The organism is Frankia sp. Mgl5 (assembly GCF_023242985.1).
Taxonomy (GTDB): Bacteria; Actinomycetota; Actinomycetes; order Frankiales; family Frankiaceae; genus Parafrankia; species Parafrankia soli.
Genome location: NZ_JALKFY010000001.1, coordinates 220,110 through 242,805, shown reverse-complemented (window position 1 = coordinate 242,805; position 22,696 = coordinate 220,110). Strand labels below are relative to the sequence as shown.

At 70.5% G+C, this 22,696-nt stretch carries 34 protein-coding genes; 1 reads left to right on the top strand and 33 read right to left on the bottom strand.

The genetic code is table 11. The annotated features are described in order from the left end of the window. Nucleotides 1-6: 6 nt before the first annotated feature. Nucleotides 7-450 (bottom strand): 50S ribosomal protein L13, encoded by a 444-nt coding sequence (rplM, locus tag MXD62_RS01130; protein ID WP_020463458.1) that lies wholly within the window; start codon nt 448-450, stop codon nt 7-9. A gap of 607 nt (nt 451-1,057) precedes the next feature. Here rplM and MXD62_RS01125 point away from each other — a divergent pair. After that, nucleotides 1,058-2,914, top strand: coding sequence for a hypothetical protein (locus MXD62_RS01125; protein ID WP_248827570.1), 1,857 nt, complete (start codon nt 1,058-1,060; stop codon nt 2,912-2,914). A 127-nt stretch (nt 2,915-3,041) separates the two neighbouring features. On the opposite strand, the gene truA is transcribed toward MXD62_RS01125, so the two are convergent. The 32 genes from truA to rpsJ form a co-directional block, all read right to left on the bottom strand. Continuing rightward, nucleotides 3,042-3,869: a tRNA pseudouridine(38-40) synthase TruA gene (truA, locus tag MXD62_RS01120; RefSeq protein WP_112108128.1), complete on the bottom strand. Its 828-nt coding sequence runs from the start codon at nt 3,867-3,869 to the stop codon at nt 3,042-3,044. A gap of 419 nt (nt 3,870-4,288) precedes the next feature. Then, nucleotides 4,289-4,876, bottom strand: a complete 588-nt coding sequence (rplQ, locus tag MXD62_RS01115) for a 50S ribosomal protein L17 (protein ID WP_071066135.1) — start codon at nt 4,874-4,876, stop codon at nt 4,289-4,291. Nucleotides 4,877-4,996: 120 nt separating this feature from the next. Next, nucleotides 4,997-6,046: a DNA-directed RNA polymerase subunit alpha gene (locus tag MXD62_RS01110; protein ID WP_041254923.1), complete on the bottom strand. Its 1,050-nt coding sequence runs from the start codon at nt 6,044-6,046 to the stop codon at nt 4,997-4,999. 299 nt (nt 6,047-6,345) lie between these two features. Continuing rightward, on the bottom strand, nt 6,346-6,975 hold the full coding sequence (gene rpsD / locus MXD62_RS01105) for a 30S ribosomal protein S4 (protein ID WP_018638454.1): 630 nt from the start codon (nt 6,973-6,975) through the stop codon (nt 6,346-6,348). 35 nt (nt 6,976-7,010) lie between these two features. Further along, a complete protein-coding gene (gene rpsK / locus MXD62_RS01100; RefSeq protein ID WP_020463463.1) occupies nt 7,011-7,415 on the bottom strand; it encodes a 30S ribosomal protein S11 in 405 nt (134 codons plus the stop codon). 78 nt (nt 7,416-7,493) lie between these two features. Then, nucleotides 7,494-7,874, bottom strand: coding sequence for a 30S ribosomal protein S13 (gene rpsM, locus MXD62_RS01095; RefSeq protein ID WP_018505109.1), 381 nt, complete (start codon nt 7,872-7,874; stop codon nt 7,494-7,496). A gap of 253 nt (nt 7,875-8,127) precedes the next feature. Further along, entirely contained in the window at nt 8,128-8,241 is a 114-nt protein-coding gene (rpmJ, locus tag MXD62_RS01090) for a 50S ribosomal protein L36 (protein ID WP_003956441.1), read from the bottom strand. A gap of 55 nt (nt 8,242-8,296) precedes the next feature. Beyond that, on the bottom strand, nt 8,297-8,518 hold the full coding sequence (gene infA / locus MXD62_RS01085; RefSeq protein ID WP_006541558.1) for a translation initiation factor IF-1: 222 nt from the start codon (nt 8,516-8,518) through the stop codon (nt 8,297-8,299). A gap of 233 nt (nt 8,519-8,751) precedes the next feature. Continuing rightward, nucleotides 8,752-9,591, bottom strand: a complete 840-nt coding sequence (gene map, locus MXD62_RS01080; protein WP_248827569.1) for a type I methionyl aminopeptidase — start codon at nt 9,589-9,591, stop codon at nt 8,752-8,754. A 524-nt stretch (nt 9,592-10,115) separates the two neighbouring features. After that, nucleotides 10,116-10,769, bottom strand: coding sequence for an adenylate kinase (locus tag MXD62_RS01075; RefSeq protein WP_020463465.1), 654 nt, complete (start codon nt 10,767-10,769; stop codon nt 10,116-10,118). After that, nucleotides 10,769-12,061, bottom strand: a complete 1,293-nt coding sequence (secY, locus tag MXD62_RS01070; RefSeq protein WP_248827568.1) for a preprotein translocase subunit SecY — start codon at nt 12,059-12,061, stop codon at nt 10,769-10,771. Before secY ends, MXD62_RS01075 begins: the two co-directional genes overlap by 1 nt. Before the next feature lie 396 nt (nt 12,062-12,457). After that, nucleotides 12,458-12,952: a 50S ribosomal protein L15 gene (rplO, locus tag MXD62_RS01065; protein ID WP_248827567.1), complete on the bottom strand. Its 495-nt coding sequence runs from the start codon at nt 12,950-12,952 to the stop codon at nt 12,458-12,460. Beyond that, entirely contained in the window at nt 12,952-13,137 is a 186-nt protein-coding gene (gene rpmD / locus MXD62_RS01060; RefSeq protein ID WP_020463468.1) for a 50S ribosomal protein L30, read from the bottom strand. The genes rplO and rpmD overlap by 1 nt, the downstream gene beginning before the upstream one ends. After that, nucleotides 13,137-13,745 carry a 30S ribosomal protein S5 gene (gene rpsE, locus MXD62_RS01055; RefSeq protein WP_018505116.1) on the bottom strand — a complete coding sequence of 203 codons (609 nt, stop codon included), beginning with the start codon at nt 13,743-13,745 and terminating at the stop codon, nt 13,137-13,139. The genes rpmD and rpsE overlap by 1 nt, the downstream gene beginning before the upstream one ends. A 29-nt stretch (nt 13,746-13,774) precedes the next feature. Beyond that, nucleotides 13,775-14,149, bottom strand: coding sequence for a 50S ribosomal protein L18 (rplR, locus tag MXD62_RS01050; protein ID WP_018505117.1), 375 nt, complete (start codon nt 14,147-14,149; stop codon nt 13,775-13,777). 10 nt (nt 14,150-14,159) lie between these two features. Further along, nucleotides 14,160-14,696 (bottom strand): 50S ribosomal protein L6, encoded by a 537-nt coding sequence (gene rplF / locus MXD62_RS01045; protein ID WP_020463470.1) that lies wholly within the window; start codon nt 14,694-14,696, stop codon nt 14,160-14,162. Nucleotides 14,697-14,708: 12 nt separating this feature from the next. Next, entirely contained in the window at nt 14,709-15,116 is a 408-nt protein-coding gene (gene rpsH / locus MXD62_RS01040) for a 30S ribosomal protein S8 (protein ID WP_018505119.1), read from the bottom strand. A gap of 76 nt (nt 15,117-15,192) precedes the next feature. Further along, nucleotides 15,193-15,378, bottom strand: a complete 186-nt coding sequence (locus tag MXD62_RS01035; RefSeq protein WP_006539145.1) for a type Z 30S ribosomal protein S14 — start codon at nt 15,376-15,378, stop codon at nt 15,193-15,195. A gap of 3 nt (nt 15,379-15,381) precedes the next feature. Then, nucleotides 15,382-15,951, bottom strand: a complete 570-nt coding sequence (gene rplE, locus MXD62_RS01030; RefSeq protein ID WP_020463471.1) for a 50S ribosomal protein L5 — start codon at nt 15,949-15,951, stop codon at nt 15,382-15,384. A 29-nt stretch (nt 15,952-15,980) separates the two neighbouring features. Further along, on the bottom strand, nt 15,981-16,298 hold the full coding sequence (rplX, locus tag MXD62_RS01025; protein ID WP_041256661.1) for a 50S ribosomal protein L24: 318 nt from the start codon (nt 16,296-16,298) through the stop codon (nt 15,981-15,983). Nucleotides 16,299-16,310: 12 nt separating this feature from the next. Next, nucleotides 16,311-16,679 carry a 50S ribosomal protein L14 gene (gene rplN / locus MXD62_RS01020; protein ID WP_018505122.1) on the bottom strand — a complete coding sequence of 123 codons (369 nt, stop codon included), beginning with the start codon at nt 16,677-16,679 and terminating at the stop codon, nt 16,311-16,313. Between the two features lie 157 nt (nt 16,680-16,836). Next, nucleotides 16,837-17,145 carry a 30S ribosomal protein S17 gene (gene rpsQ / locus MXD62_RS01015; RefSeq protein WP_248827566.1) on the bottom strand — a complete coding sequence of 103 codons (309 nt, stop codon included), beginning with the start codon at nt 17,143-17,145 and terminating at the stop codon, nt 16,837-16,839. 20 nt (nt 17,146-17,165) lie between these two features. Further along, nucleotides 17,166-17,417: a 50S ribosomal protein L29 gene (gene rpmC, locus MXD62_RS01010; protein WP_020463474.1), complete on the bottom strand. Its 252-nt coding sequence runs from the start codon at nt 17,415-17,417 to the stop codon at nt 17,166-17,168. After that, nucleotides 17,417-17,833, bottom strand: a complete 417-nt coding sequence (gene rplP / locus MXD62_RS01005) for a 50S ribosomal protein L16 (protein WP_018505125.1) — start codon at nt 17,831-17,833, stop codon at nt 17,417-17,419. The genes rpmC and rplP overlap by 1 nt, the downstream gene beginning before the upstream one ends. Nucleotides 17,834-17,839: 6 nt before the next feature. Continuing rightward, complete coding sequence (rpsC, locus tag MXD62_RS01000) at nt 17,840-18,817, bottom strand: 30S ribosomal protein S3 (RefSeq protein ID WP_112108122.1); 978 nt, start codon at nt 18,815-18,817, stop codon at nt 17,840-17,842. Further along, nucleotides 18,817-19,239 carry a 50S ribosomal protein L22 gene (gene rplV, locus MXD62_RS00995; protein WP_018505127.1) on the bottom strand — a complete coding sequence of 141 codons (423 nt, stop codon included), beginning with the start codon at nt 19,237-19,239 and terminating at the stop codon, nt 18,817-18,819. The genes rpsC and rplV overlap by 1 nt, the downstream gene beginning before the upstream one ends. Next, entirely contained in the window at nt 19,232-19,513 is a 282-nt protein-coding gene (gene rpsS / locus MXD62_RS00990) for a 30S ribosomal protein S19 (protein ID WP_071066144.1), read from the bottom strand. Before rpsS ends, rplV begins: the two co-directional genes overlap by 8 nt. A 75-nt stretch (nt 19,514-19,588) precedes the next feature. Further along, nucleotides 19,589-20,422, bottom strand: a complete 834-nt coding sequence (gene rplB, locus MXD62_RS00985) for a 50S ribosomal protein L2 (protein ID WP_071066145.1) — start codon at nt 20,420-20,422, stop codon at nt 19,589-19,591. A gap of 58 nt (nt 20,423-20,480) precedes the next feature. Continuing rightward, nucleotides 20,481-20,777: a 50S ribosomal protein L23 gene (gene rplW, locus MXD62_RS00980; RefSeq protein ID WP_018505130.1), complete on the bottom strand. Its 297-nt coding sequence runs from the start codon at nt 20,775-20,777 to the stop codon at nt 20,481-20,483. Continuing rightward, nucleotides 20,774-21,493: a 50S ribosomal protein L4 gene (gene rplD, locus MXD62_RS00975; protein WP_071066146.1), complete on the bottom strand. Its 720-nt coding sequence runs from the start codon at nt 21,491-21,493 to the stop codon at nt 20,774-20,776. The genes rplW and rplD overlap by 4 nt, the downstream gene beginning before the upstream one ends. Further along, the gene (gene rplC, locus MXD62_RS00970) at nt 21,490-22,200 is read right to left on the bottom strand and encodes a 50S ribosomal protein L3 (RefSeq protein WP_020463478.1); all 711 of its coding nucleotides are present in this window, start codon (nt 22,198-22,200) and stop codon (nt 21,490-21,492) included. Before rplC ends, rplD begins: the two co-directional genes overlap by 4 nt. 18 nt (nt 22,201-22,218) lie before the next feature. Continuing rightward, a complete protein-coding gene (rpsJ, locus tag MXD62_RS00965) occupies nt 22,219-22,527 on the bottom strand; it encodes a 30S ribosomal protein S10 (protein ID WP_006539131.1) in 309 nt (102 codons plus the stop codon). Between the last annotated feature and the right edge of the window lie 169 nt (nt 22,528-22,696).

The following is a 22,696-nucleotide window of genomic DNA, read 5'->3' as shown; positions in this document are numbered from 1 at the left end:
CCGCGACTACTGCGCGACCTGCTTGATCTCGTACGGGACGGGCTGCTGCGCCTGGTGCGGGTGAGTCGGGCCCGCGTACACCTTCAGCTTGCTGCCCTGCGCGCGGCCGAGCCGGTTGTGAGGCAGCATCCCACGGATCGCCCGCTCGACGATCACGTGGGGACGCGTGTCGAGCAGCTCGCCGTAGGAAGTGCTGCGCAGACCGCCCGGGAAGCCCGAGTGCCGGTGGTACTTGGCCTGCTCGCGCTTGTTACCGGTCATGGCGACCTTGCCGGCATTGATGATCACCACGAAGTCGCCCGTGTCGATGTGCGGGGCGAAGTACGGCTTGTTCTTGCCGCGCAGGAGCTGGGCCGCCTGGCTGGCCAGCCGACCGAGCACGACGTCGGTGGCATCGATGATGTGCCACGCGCGCTGTACGTCCGCGGGCTTGGGCTGGTACGTGCGCACAGGTCTGCCTTCTCGTTCGGACGAACTCGCGGGGAGCCTCGTCGGTGTCGCTAGCGAGGTGCCCTGCAAGGCGAGGTGCGTTGCAAGGCGAGGTGTGCCAGATGCATTGCCAAGAGTCGCGTTACCAGAAGCTTGGGCGCGGTCCCCCAGCACGCGGGGTTTGACCCACGGAACCTGTGCCCCCGGAACTTGGGGCTCACGGAAGTCGTTCTACCCGAGAGCTGGCCTGCCCGAGGGCTGGCCCGTCCGAGAGCTGGTCTGGTCCGAGGGCTGTAGGACCGCAGCAGTCTTTGAGGTTACCAGGCGATCGGCGGAGCAGGACCGACGGCTCCCGGCCGCGGGGCGGACGCCCGTTGAGATCACCCCGAACACCCGGGGTTATCCCGCCGTCCACAGGCGTCATATCCGCGGTCCGGACCGTTGACCCGGCCCGTCGGGGGGCCGCGGCGGGCGACCGAACAGCCCCGACAGGCCCATATGACTAGTTCCGATATTCTTTCGCCCACCGGCCGGGCGCGTCGGCTTCCCACGGGAGCCGCGCCGCCCTCCGCCGGCCGAGCGCCGCGCGAAGCTGGGAACAGGCAGCAGGCGGCAGGCCGTCGGGGGGATGAGCGAGGAGGAGCGCATGCCACCCGAACCCGGCAGCGGCGGACCGTCCACCGGCGCGACCGGGCCGCACGGCGGCCCGTCGCCCCACGACGACCTCCAGTGGGCCCTGGACCCACTCGCCGCCGCCGCGCCTCCCTGGTACGGGGCGCCGGGCGGTCTCCCCGACCCGGTGGACGCCGCCCCTGGCGGGCCCACGCCGCAGTGGGGCGGCCCGACCCCGTCCCATCCGGACGAGAGCCCAGTGGACGCCAGCTCAGCGGGCATGGGGTCGGCGGGGGCCGGGTCAGCGGACGCAGGGACCGCGGGCACGGGGTCCACGGCCTCGGGGCCTGCGGGCGCGGGATCGGTGGGTGCGGGCGAGGCGTGGCCCGACCCGACGGGCGCCACAGGCGGCTGGGCGGCACTGGACACGGGCGGTTTGGCCGCACCGGACGCCGGGGGCTGGACCACGCCGGCACCAGATGCCGGGGACTGGGCCGCGCCGGACACGGGCGGCTGGACGCCACCGGTCGAGGACCCGCTCTTCGGCCCGATGCCCACCTACGCGACCGGCGCCTATCCCCTCACCGGCCGCGCGCCGGGCGGCTATCCGACCGGCGGGCATCCCATCGGCGGACACCCCGCCGGCGAGCTGCCCGCCGACAGAACACCGCCGTTCGGGCAACCGTTCACCGGCGCGCCCACCGCCGATACGGCGGCGGGCGGCACCGTCCCGAGCGGCACCGTCCGGGGGAACGCTGACACGGCCGGCGGCGTCGGCGGCGCGGCCGGGCCGGCGGGTGGCCCGTCGACCGGTCCCCGAACGGACGGCTACTCCTTTCAGCTCCGGACCGCCACGAGTCCGCTTCCCGTCCTCACGAGGCCGGCGGAGGCCGGGGCCGCGGGAACGCCCGCCGCCGACCCGGCTCAGCGCGATGCGCGCCTCGGCGCGCCAGGTGAACGCGCCGACGGCCGCGGCGACGCCCGCCTGGCGAACCTGCCGGGCGGGCCCAGGCTCGGCCCCGCGCACGACGATCCCTACCCCGAGGACGAACCCGTCCCCGGGCGGTTCGCCGCCTTCCAGGCGAGACGCTTCCAGCTGCCGGAGGAGGGCGACGCCCCAGCGCCGGGCTGGCGGCGGGCCATCCGCTCACGGGGTGTCCTCGCGGTGGCCGTCGGCCTCGTCCTCGTCCTACTCGCCGCGGGCGCGGTGATCACAGTGCTGCGCAGCGGCGACGGTGGATCCACCTCGGCCGGTGCCAGGCCGAGCCCCCCGACGGTCGACCCGAACTTCATCAACAGCGCGCGGTCCGACTCCACCCCGGTGCGGCCGAACGAGTTCTTCGCCGACGAGCGGGTCACCATCCAGGGACACAACTACACCCGCATCGCCAGCAGCCTCGTCTCAGGATGTCCGGAGCTGAGCGGGGAGCTCGTCACCACGCTCAAGGGCACTGTGTGCCGCCAACTCGTCCGTGCCCTGTATGTCAGCTCTCCGGTCGCCGGTCAGCCGCAGGTGCTCGCCGGCCTCTCGGTCTTCGTCGTTGACGAGCAGGCGACCGCGACGGCGGCGGCGAAGATCGCGGCGGAGGGCCGGGGCGGGGTGGCGGCGCCGCCGATCCCGGCGGGCTCCATCCAGAACCCGCGGGTCCTCGGCCCGGGCGGGGACAACTCCTGGCGCGCCGCGATCGCTCGCGGGCACTACATGATCCTCACCCAGCTCGCCTACGTGGACGGAAGCCAGGGCTCGGCCAACGACCCGGCCCTCCGGAACGTGATCACGGATCTCGGACTGATCGCCACCGAACCGATCGCCCAGCGCATGATCGTCGGCGGGACCGGCACCGCGCCGAGCCCGACTTCCAGCACCCGCTGACCAGACCTTTCAGCCCGACGACCGGGTCAGCCACGCGAAAGGCACGCACGCCTCCAGCCGGACCGCCGGAGGCACTGCTGCTGGCCGGACGGCCCGAAGCGACCGTCTCGCGGACCGTCGCCAGACGCTAGCCGGACGGCGTCGTCGGCACGCGGACCGCGCGGGTCACCTGGGCCCGCGCGGCGAGGGCGGCGTCCGGCGGGTAGCGGACCTCCACCAGGGTCAGCCCGTGGGCCGGGAGCACGGTCACCGCGGGATCTCGCATGCCCCGGCCCAGGACGGCGGCCACCCACTCCGGCCGGCGCCGGCCCTCCCCCACCGCCACCAGCGCGCCGACCAGGGCACGCACCATGGAGTGGCAGAACGCGTCCGCCTCGACGTCGGCGAGGATGACGTCGCGGGAGCGGGAGACGTCCAGGCGCAGCAGGGTGCGGACGGTCGTGGCGCCCTCGCGCCGCCGGCAGAAGGCGGCGAAGTCATGCTCGCCGAGCAGCAGCAGCGCCGCCTCGGCCATCGCCGGGACGTCCAGCGGCCGCGGCGACGCCAGGGTGTCGAAACGGCGCAGCGGGTCCGCCCCGTACGGGGCGTCGGTGATCCGGTAGACGTATCTACGGGACAGCGCGGAGAAGCGGGCGTCAAACCCGTCCGGGGCGGGCGCGAGGCCCTTCACCCGGACGGCGCGGTCGAGCACGCCGTTCAGCCTGCGGGCGAGCCCACCGACCGGCGTGTCGTCTGGGATGTCGACGTGGGCCACCTGGCCGGCGGCGTGCACGCCGGAGTCGGTGCGCCCGGCGACGGTGAGCCGGACGGCCGGCAGCCGCGCGACCCGCATCAGCGCGTCCTCGACGTCACCCTGGACCGTCCGCTGGCCGGGCTGGCGGGCCCAGCCGGCGAAGGCCGTGCCGTCGTAGGCGAGGTCCAGGCGCAGCCGGATCAGTCCCTCGGCCGGTCTCATGAGCGCGCGTCCCTCGTGTCGAAGCTGCGCCGGCCGATCAACCCGGCGCACGGCCTTCCCGAAGCCACCCTGGCTCCCATGGCCGACCTGGTTCCCGGAGCCGGTCTGACCTCCGGAGCCGGTCTGACCTCCGGAGCCGGTCTGACCTCCGGAGCCGGTCTGGCTTCCAGGGCCGGTGGGGATCCCGGGGTCGCCGTCCCCCGGTTCCGGCGCCTCACCGGTGGCCTGCGGCCCCATCGCGCTCTCCCACACCACGACACGGTCGTCACGGGTCGCTCCGGCCCAGACCGCCGTGAGCGACACGACGCCCGGCGGGACGCCACAGGGCAGGAGCCCGCCGCCCGTGATGGGCGACGGGCTCCTGCCCGGACCAGAGATCGACACGAGCGGTCGGACCGTGCGGCGGCCGACCGACATCGTCAGCTCTCCGGCTTGGTGTCCTTGGCCTCGGTCGTCGCCGCGTCGTCCGCGGCGCCGGCCTCGGCGGTGGGCTGCTCCGCCTGGGCCTCGGCCGCCACCGCGGCGGCGGTCGGCGACTCGTTCTTGAGGTCGTCGGCGGCCTCCGCCGTCGCCCCGGTCGGAGCCTTGCGGGCCGCGAACCGGGTGCCGCGGGCACGCTCGGCCTCGGAGACGGCCGTCTGCGCGACGGTCAGCGCCTCGACCAGCTCGATGCGGGCCATCGGCGCCGCGTCGCCCCGGCGCGGGCCGAGCTTCACGATCCGCGTGTAGCCGCCGGGACGGTCGGCGTAGCGCGGGCCGATCTCGGTGAAGAGCGTGTGGACGACCGAGTTGTTCCGGACGACCCGCATGACCCGGCGCCGCGCGTGCAGGTCACCTCGCTTCGCGTGGGTGACCAGGCGCTCGGCGTAGGGGCGCAGCCGGCGCGCCTTGGCCTCGGTGGTCGTGATGCCGCCGTGCTCGAACAGCGCGGTGGCGAGGTTGGCCAGCAGCAGCCGCTCATGTGCGGGGCTGCCGCCGAGCCGGGCGCCCTTAGTTGGCGTGGGCATGATGGGTGCTCCTCGTTCCTTTCGCTGCTCTCCAGGCGCCGCCGGGAAGCACGGCTAGGCCCCCGGTGGACGTGTGCCCCGGCGCCCGGCTGGAACCGGGCGCCCGGGGACACGGTCAGATCAGTACTGTTCGGTCTCGACGAACTCGCGACCGTCATCGGACGGGTCGGAGAACGACGGGTTGTACGTGTCGGTGCCGTACGTGTCGACGGCCTGGCGCGGGTCGAACCCGGGCGGGGAGTCCTTGAGCTGCAGGCCCATGGCACCCAGCTTGGTCTTGACCTCGTCGATCGACTTCTGCCCGAAGTTGCGGATGTCGAGCAGGTCCGCCTCGCTGCGGGACACCAGCTCACCGATGGTGTGGATGCCCTCGCGCTTGAGGCAGTTGTACGAGCGGACGGTCAGGTCCATCTCCTCGATCGGCAGCGCCAGGTCGGCGGCCAGGGCGGCGTCCGCCGCGGACGGGCCGATGTCGACGCCCTCCGCCTCGGCGTTGAGCTCCTGGGCCAGCCCGAACAGGCCGACGAGGGTCTTGCCGGCGCTGGCCATCGCGTCCCGCGGGGAGATCGACTGCTTCGTCTCCACGTCGACGATGAGCCGGTCGAAGTCCGTGCGCTGCTCCACACGGGTCGCCTCGACCTTGTAGGTGACCTTCAGCACCGGGGAGTAGATGGAGTCGATCGGAATGCGACCGATCTCCTGGCCCGGCTGCTTGTTCTGGGCGGCGCTGACGTAGCCACGGCCCCGCTCGACGGTCAGCTCGATCTCGAGCTTGCCCTTGTCGTTGAGGGTGGCCAGGTGCAGGTCGGGGTTGTGCACCTCGACGCCGGCCGGGGGGGCGATGTCGGCCGCGGTGACCTCACCGGGGCCCTGCTTGCGCAGGTACATCACGGTCGGCTCGTCGTTGTCGGAGCTGACGACCAGTTCCTTGAGGTTCAGGATCAGGTCGGTCACGTCCTCCTTGACCCCGGGAACGGTGGAGAACTCGTGGAGGACGCCATCCACCCGGATGCTCGTCACGGCCGCGCCCGGGATGGAGGACAGCAGGGTGCGGCGCAGCGAGTTGCCGAGGGTGTAGCCGAAGCCCGGCTCGAGCGGCTCGATCACGAAGCGCGACCGGAACTCGGAGATCGGGTCCTCGGCGAGCGAGGGACGCTGAGCGATCAGCATGAGAGAACTTCCTTCCGAACACGGCGACCGCCATATGACGCCGTGGATGCCCCTGAAGAGGAGCCGGCACGGGGGCATCGGTCCGCCCCCGCACCACACAACAGTACGCCCGGGCCTCCGCGGCGCACCGTGATCCCCTTGGATCCCCGTGCGCCGCCACCATGCCCGGGCCCCGGGCCGAGCGGGAATGACCCGTGGCCCGGTCGCCGCCCGGCCCCGGCACGAGACCGGGGGCCGACGCGGACCCGGCGCCGGCACGAGACCGGCGCCGGCACGAGACCGGCGCCGGACGGCGGCGACTACTTCGAGTAGAGCTCGACGATCAGCTGCTCCTGCACCTGGGTGTCGATCACCTGGCGCGCGGGCAGCGAGTGGACGAGCAGGCGCATCTGGCTGGGGATGGCCTCGATCCACGGCGGGACGGTGCGGCCGGTCCCCGCGGTCTCGCGGGCCACGATGAACGGGGTGAGCTCGCGCGACTTCGGCGCGATCTCCACGATGTCGTTCTCGGTGACCCGGTAGCTCGGGATGTCGACCTTGCGGCCGTTGACCTGCACGTGACCGTGCCGGACGGCCTGGCGGGCGGCGTCACGGGACGGCGCGAAGCCACCCCGGTAGACCACGTTGTCCAGGCGCGACTCGAGGATCTTCAGCAGCTCGTCACCGGTCTTGCCGGCGCGGCGGTTCGCCTCGTCGTAGTAGCCCCGGAACTGCTTCTCCAGAATGCCGTAGATGCGCGCGCACTTCTGCTTCTCGCGCTTCTGCAGCAGGTACTCGGAGTCCTTCGTGCGGCCACGGCCGTGCTCGCCCGGCGGGTACGGCCGGATCTCGATCGGGCACTTCGGGGTCTCGCACTTGCTGCCCTTGAGGAACAGCTTCGTCTTCTCGCGGCGGCAACGCTTGCAGTCCGCGCCGGTGTAACGGGCCATGCTTGTCCTTCTCTCTCGTATCCCTGGCGCGGACTTCAGACCCGGCGACGCTTCGGCGGGCGGCAGCCGTTGTGCGGGGTGGGGGTGACGTCCTGGATCGCCCCGACCTCCAGGCCGGCGGCCTGCAGCGAGCGGATCGCCGTCTCCCGGCCGGAGCCGGGACCCTTCACGAAGACGTCGACCTTGCGCATCCCGTGCTCCTGCGCCTTGCGGGCCGCGTTCTCGGCGGCCATCTGCGCGGCGAACGGGGTCGACTTGCGGGAGCCCTTGAAGCCGACATGGCCGGCCGACGCCCACGAGATCACGTTTCCGCTGGGGTCCGTGATCGAGACGATCGTGTTGTTGAACGTGCTCTTGATGTGAGCGTGCCCGTGGGCGACGTTCTTCTTTTCTTTCCGCCGGACCTTCTTGACGCCGGCGGCGCGTGTCTTGGGAGGCATAACCCGTGGTCTCCGTCTACGAGGTCGTCGATCAGCGGTCGTGGAGCCCGGACACCGAGGCCCGGGAGTGACCGGTGACTACTTCTTGCCGGCCTTCTTCTTCCCGGCGATGGCACGGCGCGGGCCCTTGCGGGTACGCGCGTTGGTGTGCGTGCGCTGGCCGTGGACGGGAAGGTTGCGGCGGTGACGGAGACCCTGGTAGCAGCCGATCTCCATCTTGCGGCGAATGTCCTGCTTGATCTCGCGGTTGAGATCACCCTCGACGCGGTAGTTCGCGTCGATCCACTCCCGAAGCTTCTGGACCTCGTCGTCTGTGAGGTCGCGGACCCGGGTGTCCGGGTTGACGCCGGTCGCGGCGAGGGTGTCCCGGGAGCGGCTGCGACCGATCCCGAAGATGTAGGTCAGCGCGATCTCGACCCGCTTCTCGCGGGGAAGGTCGACGCCGGAAAGGCGTGCCATGACGCGGTGGTTCCTTCCTGAACCCGGAGGTCTCGGGCGACACCGCCCCCGCCTCGGCCCGGAGAGCGACGCCTCCCTGACGGGTGGCATCGGTCCGTGAAACCGACGAGGCCCCGGCCTCCGACCGGGGGTGGGACCGCGTGACGCGGCCTGGTGTCGCTTCTGGCGGCGGGCCCTGGCCCGCCGGATGTCACCGGCGGGCGCCTGGCCCGCCGGTGACCGTCGGCAGGCCTTGATGGCCCGCCGACCGCGATCAGCCCTGGCGCTGCTTGTGGCGCAGGTTGTCGCAGATGACCATGACACGCCCGTGACGGCGGATCACCTTGCACTTGTCGCAGATCTTCTTCACGCTCGGCTTGACCTTCACGGCCGCACGAACCTCCACACGCAGCCGTGGGCCGCGCTCGCTGGTGAGATGACGACTACTTGTAGCGGTAGACGATGCGACCGCGGGACAGGTCGTATGGCGAGAGCTCCACCACCACCCGGTCCTCGGGAAGGATCCGGATGTAGTGCTGACGCATCTTGCCACTGATGTGGGCGAGAACACGATGACCGTTCTGGAGCTCCACCCGGAACATGGCGTTCGGGAGCGGCTCCACCACTCGGCCTTCGATCTCGATGGCCCCGTCCTTCTTCGGCATGTCCTCCGCTGTCCTGACGTCGACGCTGGGATGACGGCCCGGACGCGCATTGGGCGAGCGATCGAGCACCCGAGAGTGCACTCACGCGAGGTCACCGCGCGGGGTCACCGTACGAAACGATGGGCACCGACAACGCTGTAGACCGTCGACTCATGAGTGTACGTGCCGCATCCGTCAAGGGCCAACACGGGCCCCACACGACCCCGATCGGACCGACCGGCGGGGCTGATCGCTCAGCCTGTGGGTGCGTCGGCGGGCTGCCCGCAGACCACACCCAGCTCCGCGAACCTCGCCACGCCGCCGTCGGGCTCGGTGAGCACCCACGGACCACGCGGGGTGACAGCGACGGAGTGCTCGGTGTGGGCGGCGAGCGAGCCGTCCTTGGTCGCGACCGTCCACTCGTCCTCGAGGACGACGGTGTCCGGCGAGCCAAGAGTGATCATCGGCTCGATCGCGAGCGCGACGCCCTCGACCAGCTTCATCCCCCGGCCGGCCCGCCCGTAGTTCAACACATGGGGCGGCTGGTGCATCTCCGACCCGATGCCGTGACCGCCGTAGTGGTCGACGATGCCGTAGCCGTGAGGGACGATGTGCCGTTCGACCGCGTTGCTGATGTCCGTCAGCCGGCCGCCGAGCTGCGCGGCGGCAAGGCCGCGCCACAGGGCCTCGTCGCAGACCCGGAGCATGTCCAGGACCTCGGAGGGCACCTCGCCGACCGGGACGGTGATCGCGGCGTCGCCGTGCCAGCCGTCGACGATCGCGCCGCAGTCGATGGAGATGATGTCCCCCTCGCGCAGCACCCGGCGCCGGCTGGGGATCGCGTGGACCACCTCGTTGTTCACCGAGCTACAGATCGAGGCCGGGTACGGAGGGTGCGCGTAGCCCTTGAAGGACGGGATGCCCCCGTCGGCACGGATCGTCTTCTCCGCGAGGGCGTCGAGATCCTCCGTGGTGACGCCCGGAGCCACCGCCGCGCGCAAGGCCGCCAGGGTCTTCGCGACGAGCAGCCCGGCCACCCGCATCTTGGCGATCTCGGATGCCGTCTTGATCTGGACGTGCTCTCGTCGTGCCACGCTCTACCCGGTCCCGTCCCTCAGTAGTGTTCGCGACGTACAGGGCCCGTCGCCTCGTCTGAGCCCGGCCGGGGTCCGTACCCCGCCGGCGCTGCCGCCCCGGCACGGGCCTGCCGCGCCCGTATCCCCCGTCGGCGCGCTTCCGCGTCCGCTCCCCTACCGACGATAACCGTCCGCGGTGACCGAGATGAGGGCTCGTTCGTCGAGAGCGGATGTCCCCGGCGAAAAACGTGCGCGCATGGCGCCTGCGAGCCGCAGGACCTCAACCACCCGGGGGCCCCCGTACCCCGCGTAGGCCGGACCCCGCCGGCCTGCCTGTGAGGCCCCCAGGGGCCGGCCGCACGGCGCGCCAGGCCACGGGCAGCCCCGCCGCCTGGCCTCGGACCACCGCAGCCGTGTCCGTGCCCGGGACCGCCGCGCTCCGGAACGCCGGGCTTCGGGCCGCCGAGCCCGCGTTCCGTGCGGGAACCGCCGGAGACGCGAGGTATGGCGGAGTCACGGCACGGCGAGCGGGGCGGCCTCGGTCAGTCGCCGTAGTGGCGCAGCGCGTCCAGGGCACGATCGGTCACGTTGTCGACCGGGCCGGTCGCGTCGATGCCGATGAGCACGCCCTTGGCGGCGTAGTAGGCGACAAGCGGGGAGGTCTGCTCCGCATACACCTCGAGGCGGTGGCGCACCGTCTCAGGACGGTCGTCATCGCGCTGGAACAGCTCCCCCGAGCACCGGTCACAGATTCCCTCGACCCGGGACGGGTCGAAGTCGAGGTGCCAGATGTGCCCGCAGTTCCGGCAGGTCCGCCGGCCGGAGAGCCGCCGCACCACCTCGTCGTCGTCGACGACCAACTCGAGGACCACATCGAGACGCGTACCCATCGCGTCCAGCATTCCGCCGAGCACCTCGGCCTGCGGGACGTTGCGCGGGAAGCCGTCCAGGAGGAAGCCCTTGACCGCGTCGTCCTCGGCGAGACGGTTGCGCACCATGCCGATGGTGATCTCGTCGGGGACGAGGTCGCCGGAGTCCATGAACGCCTTCGCCTGGACACCGAGTTCGGTTCCCTCGCGGACGTTCGCCCGGAAGATGTCGCCGGTCGAGATCTTCGGAATGGATCTCGCCTGCGCGATGAAGGCAGCCTGCGTCCCCTTGCCGGCGCCTGGCGGTCCGACCAGTACGAGGCGCACTACCGGAGGAATCCTTCGTAGTTGCGCAGCATGAGCTGGCTTTCAATCTGTTTCACGGTCTCCAGCCCCACTCCCACCATGATCAGAACCGAGGTACCAGCAAACGGGAAGGGCTGGTCCTTCGTCAGGTTGAGAAGCGCCAACGGCAACACCGTGATGACCCCCAGGAACAGCGAGCCAGGGAGGGTGATGCGGGACAGCACGTGATCCAGGTATTCGGCCGTGGGCCGGCCGGGTCGGATCCCGGGGATGAACCCGCCGTACTTCCTCATGTTGTCGGCGACCTCCGTCGGGTTGAAGGTGATCGCGACATAGAAGTACGTGAAGAAGATGATCAGCGCACCGTAGGCCACGAGGTAGAGCGGGTGGTCCCCGCGCGACAGGTAGCGCTGTTCGAAGTCCTGGAAGGTCTGGTTGCTCCACACCTGACCCACGAGCTGCGGGAGCTGGAGCAGCGAGGAGGCGAAGATGACCGGGATGATGCCGGCCTGGTTCACCTTGATCGGGAGGTAGGTCGACGTTCCGCCGTACATCCGGCGCCCGATCAGCCGCTTCGCGTACTGCACCGGGATGCGGCGCTGCGACTGCTCGACGAACACTACGAACACGACGATGGCCAGACCGAGCAGGATCACGAGACCGAAGACGACGCCACCGGCGACCTGGAGGATTCGTCCGCCCTGGGAGGGCAGGGCCGCCGCGATCGAGGTGAAGATCAGCAGGGACATGCCGTTGCCCACGCCGCGGGCGGTGATCAACTCACCCATCCACATGATGACCGCGGTTCCAGCGGTCATAGTGATCACGATGGTGACGATGCGGAAGAGGCTCGTGTCCGGGATGATCTGGGCGCTGCAGCCAGGGAAGAGCCGGCCGCTGCGGGCGAGCGCCACGATGCCGGTGGCCTGGAGGATGCCCAGGGCGACCGTCAGGTAACGGGTGTACTGGGTGAGCTTCTGCTCACCCGAGCTGCCTTCCTTCTTGAGCTGCTCGAGCCGCGGAATCACCACCACCAGAAGCTGGATGATGATGCTGGAGGTGATGTACGGCATGATGCCGAGCGCGAACACCGAGAGCTGAAGGAGAGCGCCACCGCTGAAGAGGTTGATCAGCGAGTACACGTTGTTGCTTTCGGCGCTGGCCGAGTCCAGACACGCGTTCACCGCCGCCGTGGAGACGCCGGGCGACGGCATGACGCTGCCGAACCGGAACAGGACGACGATGCCGAGGGTGAAGAGCAGTTTCTTCCGCAGGTCGGGCGTGCGGAAGGCCCGCGTGAAGGCGGTGAGCACGACTCCTCCTGCTGATCCTTACGGCTGACGGGACGGACTCGATGTCCGGTACGGATCGCCGCTGGCCACCGAAGCCGGCCGTACGCGGTGAGGCGACTCTAACAGCACCCGAGGCCCACTCGTCCGGACATCACTCGTGGTAGGCACCGGCGTACTCGAGACTCAGAGCGAGGAGGCACCTGTTGCAGCGTTACCGGCGAGCCCTTACACCGCCTGCCGGCCTCCCCTGTACCCCACAGCGGCCACTACGCGGCGTCACGATTCAGGGCCCCGTACTCGGGTCATCCGACGGCCGCCAGGCTCGTGGTGACACCGGCGACCGACTGCGGCGCGCTGGCCGGAGAACGCACGAACGCCTCGGGACGGGTAGGTCACCCCACCCGTCCCGAGGCACTCTCACGCCTGGGTGACACTGCCCCCGGCGGCTTCGATCTTCTGCTTCGCCGAACCGGAGAACGCGTGCGCCGTCACCTGGACAGCCACCCCGATCTCGCCATCGCCGAGCACCTTCACCAGCGACTTCGCCCGCACCGCGCCGGCGTCGACCAGTTCGTCGACGCCGATCGTGCCGCCGTCGGGGAACAGCTCGCCCAGGGTGGCGACGTTCACCACCTGGTACTCGGTGCGGAACCGGTTCTTGAAGCCCTTGAGCTTGGGAAGCCGCATGTGCAGGGGCATCTGGCCGCCCTCGAAGCGCACCGGCACCTGCTTGCGCGCCTTCGAGCCCTTGGTACCACGGCCGGCCGTCTTGCCCTTGGAGCCCTCACCGCGGCCCACCCGCTGCTTCTTCTTGTGGGCACCCGGCGCCGGGCGAAGGTGGTGGACCTTCAGCCCGCGGCCGCGCTCCTGCGCGGTGGCGGAGTCCGACTTCTCCAGCGTCTTCTCGGCCATCAGGAGTCCACCTCCTCGACCCGGACCAGGTGGGTCACGGTCGCGATCATCCCGAGAACCTCGGGACGGTCGTCACGGACGGTGCTCGCGTTGATCTTGCGCAGCCCCAGCGTGCGCAGCGTCTCGCGCTGGTTGCGGGTACCGCCGATCCCCGAGCGGATCTGAGTGATGCGCAACTTGGCCATTACGCACCGACCCCGGCCGCCCGCGCGCGCAGCATCGCCGGCGGAGCGACATCCTCCAGCGGCAGCCCACGGCGGGCGGCGATCTCCTCGGGACGCATCAACCCGCGCAACGCCGCGACAGTCGCGTGCACGATGTTGATCGGGTTGGACGACCCGAGTGACTTCGACAGTACGTCGTGCACCCCGGCGCACTCGAGCACCGCGCGCACCGGACCACCGGCGATGACACCGGTACCGGGCGAGGCGGGCTTGAGCAGCACGACACCGGCGGCCTCCTCACCCTGCACCGGGTGCGGGATGGTGGAGCCGATGCGCGGAACCTTGAAGAAGTGCTTCTTGGCCTCTTCGACCCCCTTGGCGATCGCCGCCGGGACCTCCTTGGCCTTGCCGTAGCCGACGCCGACCGTTCCGTCCGCGTCGCCCACGACCACGAGCGCCGTGAAGCTGAACCGGCGCCCACCCTTCACGACCTTCGCCACCCGGTTGATGGCGACGACCCGCTCAACGTAAGCGGTCTTCTCCTGCGCCGGGCCACCGCCCGAACGGTCGCGGCGCTCGCGGCGGTCGGAACCGCCGGAGCCGCCTCCGCGGCGCTGCTGGCCTGGCATCTAGAACATCTCCCTAGTAGATGTGGTCATCAGAAGTTCAGCCCGCCCTCGCGGGCCGCGTCCGCCAGCGCGGCGATCCGCCCGTGGTACGTCCGACCGCCCCGGTCGAACACCACGGCGTCGATCCCGGCGGCGCGCGCACGCTCCGCGACGAGCCGACCGACCTCGCGGGCCTTGCCGCTCTTGTCCCCGTCGGAGGCGCGCAGGCCGTCCTCCAACGTGGACGCCGAAGCCAGCGTGTGCCCGGCGACGTCGTCGATGACCTGGGCGTAGATGTGCCGCGAGGACCGGGTGACGACGAGACGCGGCCGGATCGGGGTGCCCGACACCTTCTTGCGCACGCGGACGTGGCGGCGGAGCTTGGCCGTCCGCCGGCGCGCACTGGCGCTGAGGCTCACTGCCATGTCTGTCTACCTACTTCCCGGTCTTCCCGACCTTGCGGCGAACGACCTCGCCCTGGTACCGCACACCCTTGCCCTTGTAGGGGTCGGGCTTGCGCAGTCCGCGGATCTTGGCGGCGACCTCGCCCACCTGCTGCTTGTCGATGCCGTGCACGACGAAGCGAGTGGGGGTCTGCACCTCGAACCGGATCCCATCAGGGGCCTTCACCGGTACCGGGTGGCTGTAGCCGAGGGCGAACTCGAGGTCCGAGCCGCGGGCCTGGACCCGGTATCCGACTCCGACGATCTCCAGAGTCTTCGAGTACCCGGCGGTGACCCCGACGACCATGTTGGACACCAGGGTGCGGGTGAGGCCGTGCAGCGCGCGGCTACGCCGCTCGTCGTTCGGCCGGTTGACGATGAGCTGACCGTCCTCGCGGACGACCTCGATCGGCTCCGCGACCGTGTGGCTCAGCGAGCCCTTGGGGCCCTTGATCGTGACCTTGGGGCCGTCGAGAGAGATCTCCACGCCGGTGGGAACACTGATGGGCTGGCGCCCGATCCGTGACATCGTTCGCCTTCCTTACCAGACGTAGGCGAGGACTTCCCCGCCCACGCGCCGCTTGCCGGCCTGCCTGTCGGTCAGAAGACCCGACGAGGTGGAGATGATCGCGACGCCCAGGCCACCGAGGACCTTCGGCAGGTTCGTCGACTTCGCGTACACACGCAGACCCGGCTTGCTGATCCGCTTCACACCCGCGATCGACCGCTCCCGGTTGGGGCCGTACTTCAGGTCGACGATCAGCGTGCGGCCGACCGCGCCTTCGGCGGGGTCCTCGACGTGCCAGCCGAGGATGTAGCCCTCCTGCTGGAGGATCTCGGCGATGTGCGTCTTGATCTTGCTGTGCGGCATCACCACCCGGTCGTGATAAGCCCGGTTGGCGTTGCGGACACGGGTGAGCATGTCCGCGATCGGATCGGTCATCGTCATGGCTTGACGCCTTTCTCACGGGGGTTCCCGCTGCTCGCGCACGAGGTGCGCGGGCCTACCGCGATCGTGTGTTGAACTACCAGGAGCTCTTGGTCACGCCGGGCAGCTCGCCGCGGTGGGCCATCTGCCGCAGGCACACCCGGCACAGGCCGAACACCCGGTAGACGGAGCGCGGACGGCCACATCGCTGGCAGCGGGTGTAGCCGCGGACGGCGTACTTGGGCTTGCGGGCGGCCTTTTCGACCAGCGCCTTCTTCGCCATTTCTCAGCTCTCCCGGAACGGGAAGCCCAGCGCCCTCAGCAGCGCCCGGCCCTCGTCGTCGTTGGTCGCGGTGGTCACGACCGTGATGTCCATGCCCCGGACCCGGTCGATCCGGTCGATGTCGATCTCGTGGAAGATCGACTGCTCGATGACGCCGAACGTGTAGTTCCCGGCGCCGTCGAACTGCTTCGGCGAGAGCCCGCGGAAGTCGCGGATGCGGGGAAGCGCGATCGTGACCAGACGGTCCAGGAACTCCCACATCCGGTCACCGCGCAGGGTCACCTTCGCCCCGATGGGCTGGCCCTCGCGCAGCTTGAACTGGGCGATGGACTTCTTCGCCCGGCGCACCGCCGGCTTCTGGCCGGTGATGGCCGCCAGGTCCCTGGTCGCGCCGTCGATCAGCTTCGCGTCCCGGGCCGCGTCGCCGACGCCCATGTTGACGACGACCTTCACCACGCCGGGGATCTGCATGACGTTGCCGTAGGAGAACTCCTCCCGCAGCGCCGGGGCGATCTCCTCGCGGTACCGCTGCTTCAGCCGCGGGACCGGCCGGGCTTCCGTGGTCACACTCATGTCTCGTTTCCTAGCCTTGCGCCGGGGGCCTAGAGCTCGGCACCGGTGCGGCGCGAGATCCGGACCTTGGTGCCGTCGTCGTTGAAGCGGTAACCGACGCGGGTCGGACGGCCGTCGGACGGGTCGACGATCATCACGTTGCTGACGTGGATCGGCGCCTCCTGGGTGACGATCCCGCCGGACTGCGAGCCACGCGAGCTCTGCTGGACGCGGGTGTGCCGGGTGACCCGGTTGGCACCCTCGACCACGACCTTGTTCTGGTCGGGGATGGCCCGGATGACCTTGCCCTTCAGGCCGCGGTCCTTGCCCGTGACGATCTGGACCGTGTCGCCCTTCTTGATCTTCATACCGGCCACGGTCTACAGCACCTCCGGCGCCAGCGAAATAATCTTCATGAAACGCTTGTCCCGCAGCTCGCGGCCGACCGGCCCGAAGATGCGGGTACCACGGGGGTCTCCCCCGTCCCGGATGAGCACCGCGGCGTTCTCGTCGAAACGGATGTAGGAGCCGTCCGGGCGCCGCCGTTCCTTCTTGGTGCGCACCACGACCGCCTTGACCACGTCGCCGCGCTTCACGCCGGCGCCGGGCAGGGCGTCCTTCACCGTGCCGACGATGATGTCGCCGATCCCCGCGTAACGACGCCCAGAGCCGCCGAGCACCCGGATGCACAGAATTTCCCTGGCTCCGGTGTTGTCGGCGACCCGAAGTCGCGACTCCTGCTGAATCACTTTCCGCTCCTGATCACCCGTTGCCGCCCGACCGCCGCCGACCGGCTCTGCTCAACTGCCACCGGTGACGACCGCGAGGTCTGCGTGTCCGGCCGGCGGCGGGCCCGCCTCACGCGAGCCCTGCCACCGGCCGATCCACCGCGATCCCCAGAGGGACCTACTTCGCCTTCTCGAGGATCTGGACGACCCGCCAGCGCTTGGTGGCCGACAGCGGCCGCGTCTCCATCAGCAGGACGCGGTCGCCGACACCGACGGTGCCGTTCTCGTCGTGCGCCTTGATCCTCTTGGTACGGCGGATCGTCTTGCCGTAGAGCGGGTGCTGGACCCGGTCCTCGACAGCGACGACCACCGTCTTCTGCATCTTGCCGCTGATCACCAGACCCTCACGCACCTTGCGGAAGCCGCGCTCGGAAGGCGCCTCCGCGGTGCTGGGGGTGGGGGTGCTGTCCGTGCTGACTTCGCTCACGTCTTCTCCGCTCACTGCGCTCACGCCCGATCCGACTCGGCGGCGTCCACCGCGACGGCCGGATCGCCGCTCATCCCGAGCTCGCGCTCACGCATGACCGTGTAGATCCGGGCGATGTCCCGGCGGACGTCACGCAGCCGGCGGTTGTTGCGAAGCTGCCCGGTCGCGGCCTGGAAGCGGAGGTTGAACAGCTCCTCCTTGGCCTCGCGCAGCTTGTCGACCAACTCGGTGGCGGGCAGGCTGCGCAGGTCGTCCGTTGTCGTGACGGCCATCAGGCACCACCCTCACGGGTCACGAAACGGCACTTCATCGGCAGCTTGTGGATGGCGCGCCGCATCGCCTCACGGGCGACCGGCTCGGCCACGCCGGAAAGCTCGAACATGATGCGTCCGGGCTTCACGTTCGCGACCCACCACTCCGGCGAGCCCTTGCCGGAACCCATCCGGGTCTCGGCGGGCTTCTTCGTCAGCGGGCGGTCCGGATAGATGTTGATCCAGACCTTTCCACCACGCCGGATGTGCCGGGTCATCGCGATACGCGCCGACTCGATCTGCCGGTTCGTCACGTAGGCCGACTCCAGCGACTGGATCGCGTACTCACCGAAGGCGATCCTGGTGCCGCCCTTGGCCGCGCCCGTCCGCTTCGGGTGGTGCTGCTTGCGGTGCGCGACCTTCCGGGGAATAAGCATGTTTTCCTAACCCTCCGCCTTCTCCGGCGCGCCCTGGGCCTCGGCGGTCGTCACTGCGGCCGGGGCCGCGGTGGTCTCGGGCGTGACCGCCGGGGTCTCCACCGGCGTGCCCTCGACCGCGGCCGACTCGGTCGCCGGCTTCTCCGCCGGGGCCTTCTCGGCGGCGGAAGCCTTCTCCGCCGAGCCGCCACCGCCACCGCTGCCACCACGACCGCGGCGGTCGCCGGCGCGGGCCGCGGCCCGACCGGCGTCCGTCCCGCCCTGCGTGGTACCGGACGAGCCCGAGCGCGGCCCGCGGCGCGGGCGCTCCCGGCGCTGCTGACGCAGCAGGGCCTCCTGGGCCTCCCGCTCCGCGCGGCTCTGGACGATGTCGCCCTTGTAGATCCAGACCTTCACGCCGATCCGGCCGAAGTTCGTCCGGGCCTCGTAGAAGCCGTAGTCGATGTCCGCGCGCAGCGTGTGCAGCGGCACCCGGCCCTCGCGGTAGAACTCCGACCGGCTCATCTCGGCGCCGCCGAGGCGGCCCGAGCACTGGACCCGGATGCCCTTGGCGCCGCTCTTCATCGCGGACTGCATCGCCTTGCGCATCGCGCGGCGGAAGCTGACCCGGCTGGAGAGCTGCTCGGCGACGCCCTGCGCCACGAGCTGCGCGTCAACCTCGGGGTTCTTCACCTCGAGGATGTTGAGCTGCACCTGCTTGCCGGTCAGCTTCTCGAGGTCACCGCGGATGCGGTCGGCCTCGGCGCCACGCCGGCCGATCACGATGCCCGGGCGGGCGGTGTGGATGTCCACCCGCAGCCGACCCTGGGTGCGCTCGATGTCGACCCGGCTGATGCCGGCCCGCTCCATGCCCTTGGACATCATCTTGCGAATCTTGACGTCCTCACCGACGTACGCCTTGTACTGCTTGTCGGCGTACCAACGGGAGGTGAACTCCGACGTGATGCCAAGTCGGAACCCGTGCGGGTTTACCTTCTGCCCCACTACCGGGCCCTCCTTGTAGTCCTGGCGCCGGCGCCAGTGGACACCGGTTCCCGGCTCTCCACCACGACCGTGATGTGGCTGGTGCGCTTGCGGATCCGGTAGGCCCGGCCCTGCGCGCGCGGCCGGATGCGCTTGAGCGTCGGCCCCTCGTCCACATAGGCGGCGCCGATCCACAGCGTCGCCGGGTCGAGGTTGTGGTTGTTCTCCGCGTTCGCCACCGCGCTCGCCACGACCTTGTAGACATCCGTGCTCGCCGCCTGGGGCGCGAACCGGAGGATGTCGAGCGCCTCGCTCGCGGACCGGCCGCGGACCAGGTCGACGACCCGACGGGCCTTGGTCGGCGAGGTGTGCACGTATCGAGCGGTCGCCTTCGCGCCGGGCAGGCCGGCGCGGGTCAGGCCGTCGACGAGGTCGTCAGCCACGGCGTGACCTCCGGTCCTCCTTGACGTGCCCGCGGAAGGTGCGCGTGGGCGCGAACTCGCCGAGCTTGTGCCCGACCATTCCCTCGGTGATGAACACGGGGACGTGCTTGCGCCCGTCGTGCACGGCGATGGTGTGGCCCAGCATGTCGGGGATCACGGTCGAACGACGCGACCAGGTCCGGATGACGTGCTTGGTGCCCTTGGCGTTCTGCGCGTCCACCTTCTTGAGCAGGTGGTCGTCGACGAACGGGCCCTTTTTCAGACTGCGTGGCATGGCTGTGTCTCCTCCTTCCTGCTCAGTGGTGGGTGCGGATCGAGCTGGCCGGCGGCCGGGCGAGCAGAGTCATGACTACCGCCGCCTGTTCTGCTTGCGGCGCCGGACGATCAGCGCGTCGCTGGACTTCTTGGTACGGCGGGTGCGGCCCTCCGGACGGCCCTTCGGGTTGACCGGGTGGCGGCCACCGGAGGTCTTGCCCTCACCACCACCGTGCGGGTGGTCGACCGGGTTCATCGCGACACCACGCACGGTGGGCCGACGGCCCTTCCAGCGCATACGGCCGGCCTTGCCCCAGTTGATGTTGCTCTGCTCGGCGTTGCCGACCTCGCCGACGGTGGCACGGCAGCGCACGTCGACGTTGCGGATCTCACCGGAGGGCATCCGGAGCTGGGCGTACGGCCCGTCCTTCGCGACGAGCTGCACACTGGTGCCGGCGCTGCGAGCGATCTTGGCGCCGCCGCCGGGACGCAGCTCGATGGCGTGGACCACGGTGCCGGTCGGGATGTTGCGCAGCGGCAGGGCGTTGCCCGGCTTGATGTCCGCGCCGACACCCGAGCTGACCATGTCGCCCTGGTGCAGCTTCACCGGGGCGAGGATGTAGCGCTTCTCGCCGTCGACGTAGTGCAGCAGGGCGATCCGCGCGGTGCGGTTCGGGTCGTACTCGATGTGCGCGACCTTGGCCGGCACGCCGTCCTTGTCCCGCCGGAAGTCGATGATCCGGTAGGCCCGCTTGTGGCCGCCGCCCTGGTGGCGGGTCGTGATCCGCCCGTGGACGTTGCGACCGCCCTTGGAGTGCAGCGGGCGAACGAGCGACTTCTCGGGGTGATCACGGGTGATCTCGACGAAGTCGGCGACGCTCGACCCACGACGCCCCGGCGTCGTCGGCTTGTACCTGCGAATACCCATGCTCTACTTCCGATCCGACGCCGGGCCGAGCGGCACCCGGGTACGCCCCACGCGGGTGTCAGGCACCGGGGCCTCCGAAGATCTCAATGCTGTCACCGGGCGCGAGGCTGACGAGCGCCCGCTTGGTGGCCGAGCGGTGTCCCCAGCCGTGCTTGGTCCGCTTGCGCTTGCCCGCCCGGTTGATCGTGTTGACCCGGGTGACCCGCACGTTGAAGATCTTCTGCACGGCGAGCTTGATCTGGGTCTTGTTCGCGTCGGGGCGGACGATGAACGTGTAGACGTTCTCGTCGAGCAGGCCGTAGCTCTTCTCGGAGACGACCGGCCGGAGAATGATGTCTCGCGGGTCGGGGATCACTTGTCCTCCTCCTCGCCGGCTGAGGTCGCCGGACGGGAGGCGCGACCGAGGTACGCGGTGAGCGCGCCCTCGGTGAACACCACGTCGTCACTCACCAGCACGTCGTAGGTGTTGAGCTGGCCCGGGTCGAGCAGGTGGACCTCGGCCACGTTGCGCAGGCTGAGCCAGGTCAGCTCGTCCGAGCGGAGGGCCACGACCAGGACGCGGCGCGCGTCCACCAGGCTGGTCAGCGCGGCCACAGCCGACTTGGTCGACGGGGTGTCACCGGCGACCAGCGACGAGACCACGTGCAGCCGGTTGTTGCGGGCCCGGTCCGACAGGGCCCCGCGCAGCGCGGCGGCCTTCATCTTCTTGGGTGTCCGCTGGTCGTAGTTGCGCGGCGTCGGGCCGTGGACGATGCCACCGCCGGTGAACTGCGGCGCGCGCAGCGAGCCCTGCCGTGCCCGGCCGGTGCCCTTCTGGCGGTACGGCTTGCGCCCACCGCCACGGACCTCGCCGCGGGTCTTGGTGGAGTGCGTGCCCTGCCGGGCCGCGGCGAGCTGCGCCACGACGACCTGGTGGATCAGCGGCACGTTCACCGGCACGTCGAACACCGCGCCGGGCAGCTCGACGCTGCCGGCGTCGCCGCCCGCGGGGGCGTGCACCGGGACCGTGCGGTCCACCGGCGCGTCCGCCTCGGCGGGGGCTTCCTTCGTCATCGTTGCCGTCGGGCTCATGCCGAGGCCTCCTCACCGGTGCCGGCGGCCGCGGCCGCCACCGGAGCGGCCGGCTCCGGAGCGGGGCGCTTGGCCGCGCTGCGAACGAAGACCAGACCGCCGTCGGGGCCGGGAATCGCACCCTTGATCAGCAGGAAGCCGCGCTCGGTGTCGACGGCGTGGATGGTCAGCCCGGCCACGGTCACGCGGTCGTGCCCCATCCGGCCGGCCATCCGCAGGCCCTTGAAGACCCGCCCCGGAGTGGCGCAGCCGCCGACGGAACCCGGCGAGCGGTGCTTGCGCTCGACGCCGTGACCGGCGCCCAGGCCCTTGAAGCCGTGCCGCTTCATGACACCGGCGAAGCCCTTGCCCTTGGAGGTGCCGGTGACGTCGACCACCTGGCCGGCGTCGAACACCTCACCGGTCAGCTGCTGGCCGGGCCGGTAGTTGCCGGCGTCCGCGGTGCGCAGCTCGACGAGGTGCCGCCGGGGAGTGGCACCGGAGGTCTCGAAGTGGCCGCGCATCGGCTTGTTGATCCGGCGCGGGTCGATCTCGCCGTAGCCGAGCTGGACGGCCGAGTAGCCGTCGGAGTCGGGTGTCTTGACCTGGGTCACGACGTTGGGGCCGGCCTGGATGACGGTGACCGGCACGACGCGGTTGTTCGCGTCCCATACCTGGGTCATCCCGAGCTTGGTGCCCAGGAGCCCTCTGTAATTGCGGTTGAGCATGACTGGCGCCGGCCCCTCTTACAGCTTGATCTCGATGTCCACGCCGGCGGGCAGGTCGAGGCGCATCAGCGAGTCGACCGTCTTCGGCGTCGGGTCAAGAATGTCGATCAGCCGCTTGTGCGTCCGCATCTCGAAGTGCTCGCGGCTGTCCTTGTACTTGTGCGGCGACCGGATGACGCAGTAGACGTTCTTCTCCGTCGGCAGCGGCACCGGACCCGCGACCTGCGCACCGGTACGCGTCACGGTCTCGACGATCTTCCGCGCCGAGCTGTCGATGACCTCGTGGTCATAGGCCTTGAGCCGGATGCGGATCTTCTGTGCCGCCATGGTGGGCTTCGCCTGTCCTGTCTGTCTCGTCCGGCCGGTATCACTACCGGGTCCCCGTCGACCTCTTCCCGTTCCACGGCGCGGGCCGCCGCCGGAAAGGGCGGGCGGCCCGGCGGGTCCGGGTTCGTGCCGGGTGTACCGCCTTGTCTGGTGCCCCGTCGGCCGCGCG